Genomic DNA, 4,127 nt, shown 5'->3' on the forward strand with positions numbered 1-4,127 from the left:
GCGTCCCGGCGCTCGCCGCGGCCGCGTCGGAGGGCACGACGTACGCGACGATCCGGTCCTCGCGGGCCAGCACCGCGACCTGGGCGACGCCGGGGTGCGCGGTCAGTTCGGCCTCGATCTCGCCCGGCTCGATCCGGAAGCCGCGCACCTTGACCTGGTGGTCGGCCCGGCCGGCGAACTCCAGCTCGCCGTCGGCCCGCCAGCGCACCAGGTCGCCGGTGCGGTACATCCGCGTGCCGGCCGGGCCGTACGGGTCGGCGACGAACCGCCCGGCGCTCAGCCCCGGCCGGTCCAGGTAGCCGCGGGCCAGGCCGGTTCCGGCCAGGTACAGCTCGCCGAGCACGCCGGGGGCCACCGGCCGCAGCGCCGTGTCGAGCACGTAGGTCCGGCAGTTGGCGATCGGGCGGCCGATCGGCACCGGCTGCGGGCAGTCGGCGGGGTCGGCCGGCAGCGGGTAGGCGGTGATGACATGGGTCTCGGCCGGACCGTAGTGGTTGTGCAGCACCCGGCCGGCCCGGGCGGCGTGGAAGCGGCGCACGGCGGGTCCCCGCCGCATCGCCTCGCCGGCCTGCGCGACCAGCCGCAGGTGGGGCAGGGCGAGCCCGGACTCCTCGGCGGCCTCGGCCAGTGCCTCGACCACGAGGTTGGGCGCGAACAGCTCCTCGACGCGGTGCCGGTCCAGCCAGTGGGCGAGCAGTTCGGCGCTGCGGCGCTGCTCCTCGGTCGGCACCACCAGCGTCTTGCCGTAGAGCAGGGCGGAGAGCACTTCCTGCACCGAGACGTCGAAGCTGATCGCGGTGAACTGCGCGGTGCGGGTGCCGGGTTCGCCGCCGACGGCCCGGTGGTGCCAGGCCAGCAGGTTCAGCAGGCCGGCGGCGGGCATCACCACGGCCTTGGGCCGGCCGGTGGAGCCGGAGGTGTAGATGACGTAGGCCGGGTGCCGGGGGTCCACGGGGACGCCGGGGTCGTGCTCGGGAAGCTCCCCGGCCGGGTCGAGGTCCGCGAGGTCGTCGAGCACCACGGCCGGGCGGGCGTCCGCCAGCATGAACGCGATGCGGGCGGCCGGGTAGTCCGGGTCGACCGGCAGGTAGGCGGCGCCCGTCTTGAGGACCGCGAGGATCGCGACCACCAGCTCGGCCGAGCGCGGCAGCCGCAGGGCGACGATCCGTTCCGGGCCCGCGCCGCGCGCGAGGAGCGCGTGGGCCAGGCGGTTGGCCCGGCGGTTCAGCTCGCGGTAGGTCAGCGCGGTGTCCTCGCACAGCAGCGCGGGGGCCCCGGGGGTGGCCCGCACCCGCGCCTCGAACAGCGCGGGCAGGGTGGTGGCGGGCAGCGGGCGGGCGGTGGCGTTGCGGGCGACGAGCAGTTCGTGCCGCTCCTCGGCGGTCAGGACGTCGATCCGGCTCAGCGGGCGGGCCGGGTCGGCGACGACGGCCGCCAGCAGCCGCAGCCACCGGGCGACCAGTGCCTCCACGGTGGCGGCGTCGAACAGGTCGGTGCGGTACTCGACGCGTCCGACGATGCCCTCGGCCGGGCCGCCGGTGCCGCCGCGCTCCAGCAGGTGGAAGCCGAGGTCGAACATGGTCGTCGGGGTCCGCACCAGCAGGACGTCGGCGGTCAGGCCGCTCAGCGCGAACTCGGTGCGGGGCACGTTCTGGAGCGCGAGCAGCACCTGGAACAGCGGCTGGTGGGCGGCCGACCGGGACGGGTTGAGGGCCTCGACGACGTGCTCGAACGGCAGGTCCTGGTGCGCGTACGCGCCGAGCGCGGCCTCGCGGACCCGGACCAGCAGCTCGGCGAAGGCCGGGTCGCCGCTGGTGTCGGTGCGCAGCACCAGGGTGTTGACGAAGAAGCCGACGAGGTCGTCCAGCGCCTGGTCGGTGCGGCCGGCGATCAGGCTGCCGACCGGGATGTCGTTCCCCGCGCCCAGCTTGTCCAGCAGGGCGGCCAGGGCGGCCTGGAGCACCATGTACACGCTGGCGCCGTGCTCCCGGCCGAGCCGGACGAGCCCGGCGTGCAGGTCGGCGTCCAGTTCGACGGCCAGGTGGCCGCCGGCGTCGGAGGGGGCCGCGGGGCGGGGGCGGTCGGCGGGCAGCCGGATCTGCTCCGGCAGGTCGGCCAACTGCCGCTGCCAGTACGCGAGCTGCTCGGCGAACCGGCTGTCGGGGTCGCCGGGGTCGCCGAGCAGCTCGCGCTGCCACAGCGTGTAGTCGGCGTACTGCACCGGCAGCGGGGACCACTGCGGCGCCTCGCCGCGGCGGCGCGCCGCGTACGCGGTGGCCAGGTCCGCGGCCAGCGGGCCCAGCGACCAGCCGTCCCCGGCGATGTGGTGCATGACCAGCAGCAGCACGTGCTCGTCCGCGCCGAGCTCGAACACCTCGGCGCGCAGCGGCACTTCGGCCGCGAGGTCGAACGAGCGCGCCGCGGCCGCCGCCAGCAGGCCCGGCAGGTCCTGCTCGCCGGCCGGGGTGAGCGGCAGCGCCGGGCGCGCCGCGGCGGCGGCCAGCACCTGCTGGCGGGGCACGCCGTCGGCGGCCGGGAAGAGCGTCCGCAGCGTTTCGTGCCGCTCGGTGAGGTCGCCGAGCGCCGCTTCCAGCGCCGCCAGGTCCAGCGGGCCCGAAAGCCGCCACGCCAGCGGCATGTTGTAGACCGCGTCGGCGCCCTCCACCTGGCGCAGGAACCACAGCCGGCGCTGCGCGGAGGACAGCGGGACCACCGCGGGCCGCTCCGCCCGCCCCAGGGCGAGACGGGCCCGGTCGGCGCCGTCCAGGCCGGCGGCCAGCCCGGCCACCGTGGGGGTGCGGAACAGGGCGCGCAGCTCCAGTTCGACGCCCAGGGTCACCCGGACCCGGGCGACCAGCCGGGTGGCGAGCAGGGAGTGCCCGCCGAGGTCGAAGAAGTCGTCGTCGGCGAAGACCCGCGGCAGGCCCAGCACCTCGGCGAACAGGCCCGCCAGGACCTGTTCCCGGGGCGTGTGCGGTGCCCGGCCGGCCCCGGTCGCGGCGGCCTCGGGCGCGGGCAGGGCGCGCCGGTCGAGCTTGCCGCTGGTGTTCAGCGGCAGGGCGTCCAGCAGGACGAACACGGACGGCACCATGTAGTCCGGCAGTTGGCCGCGCAGGTGGGCCCGCAGGTCCTCCGCCCGGGGCGGCTGCCCGGCTGCGAGCGGCTGCCCGGCTCCGGACTGTTCCCCGGCTGCGGACTGCTCCCGGGCTGCGGGCTGCACGTAGGCGACCAGGCGGGCGTCCTGGCCGCGGTCGGAGCGTACGACCACGGCGGCCCGTGCGACCTGCGGGTGTGCGGCGAGGGCGGCCTCGATCTCGCCGGGCTCGATCCGGAAGCCGCGCACCTTGACCTGGTCGTCGCCGCGGCCGAGGAACTCCAGGTTCCCGTCCGCGCCCCACCGCACCAGGTCGCCGGTGCGGTACATCCGGCTGCCGGCCGGACCGTAGGGGTCGGCCACGAACCGCCCGGCGGTCAGGCCGGGCCGGTCGAGGTAGCCGCGCGCCAGACCCGCGCCGGCGACGTACAACTCCCCGGCCACGCCGGGCGGGACCGGCCGCAGGCCGCCGTCGAGCACATGCAGCCGGGTGCCGCCGAGCGGCCGGCCGATCACCGGCCGCGGGCTCGACGCGAGCGGCGCGCAGACGCAGTCCACGGTGCACTCGGAGGGCCCGTAGTAGTTCAGCGAGAGCACCCCGTCGGCCGCGCGCAGCCGCTCCCACAGCGGCTCGGGAACGGCCTCGCCGCCGAGCCCCACCATCGACGGGCGCCACCGCGGGTGGTCCAGCAGGCCGTGCTCGACCAGGACGTGCAGGTAGGAGGGGGTGCCGCCGACCGTGTCCAGGCCGACCCGCGCGGCGTAGGCGAGGTAGGCGTCCGGATCGGTCCAGGTCGCCTCGTCCAGGACGTGCAGTTCGTGGCCCGCGAAGAGTGCGAGCAGCTGGTCGCAGGAGGCGTCGAAGGACACCGAGGTGGTCAGGCCGACGCGCATCCGCCGCTTCGCCCGGAAGATCAGCGGAAGCTGGTTGGCGAGCAGGTTGAGCAGTCCGCCGTGGGTGGCGACCACGCCCTTGGGCCGCCCCGTCGAACCCGACGTGTAGATCACATACGCCGGATGCGCCGGATCAACG

1 protein-coding gene is annotated in these 4,127 nt (G+C 76.3%); it reads right to left on the reverse strand.

Going from position 1 to position 4,127, the window contains the following annotated elements:
* A partial coding sequence (locus WA788_RS35010) for an amino acid adenylation domain-containing protein (protein ID WP_443034146.1) occupies positions 1-4,127 on the reverse strand: 4,127 nt, incomplete at both ends.

The sequence above is a fragment of the Streptomyces sp. CA2R106 genome, from assembly GCF_037034245.1.
In the GTDB taxonomy this organism is placed as follows: Bacteria; Actinomycetota; Actinomycetes; order Streptomycetales; family Streptomycetaceae; genus Actinacidiphila.